1 protein-coding gene is annotated in these 255 nt (G+C 38.8%); it reads right to left on the bottom strand.

Features of this window, described 5'->3' with window-relative positions:
* A partial coding sequence (locus R0J88_RS21670) for an ATP-binding cassette domain-containing protein (RefSeq protein WP_410901129.1) occupies positions 1 to 255 on the bottom strand: 255 nt, incomplete at both ends.

Genomic DNA, 255 nt, shown 5'->3' with positions numbered 1-255 from the left:
CGTGTAATTCCCATGTGAGCGATTTGATAAGGTGGTTTACGAGTTAGACGTTTCTCTTGAAAAGAAATATCGCCTGAAGAACTTGGCAATACGCCAGGAATCATATTAAATAGCGTCGATTTCCCTGCACCATTCGGACCAATTACTGCAAAGATTTCTCCTTCATTAACCGTAAAAGAGACTTGATCTACGGCAACAACACCACCAAAAATCTTTGTTAAATTTTCCACTCTTAAAATCGGTTTTTTGTCACTC

Origin of the sequence: Pseudoalteromonas sp. SIMBA_162 (assembly GCF_046535955.1) — a bacterium.
GTDB lineage: Bacteria > Pseudomonadota > Gammaproteobacteria > Enterobacterales > Alteromonadaceae > Pseudoalteromonas > Pseudoalteromonas marina.
The sequence above is the reverse complement of the archived record's forward strand: the minus strand, read 5'-3'. Positions and strand labels throughout refer to the sequence as shown.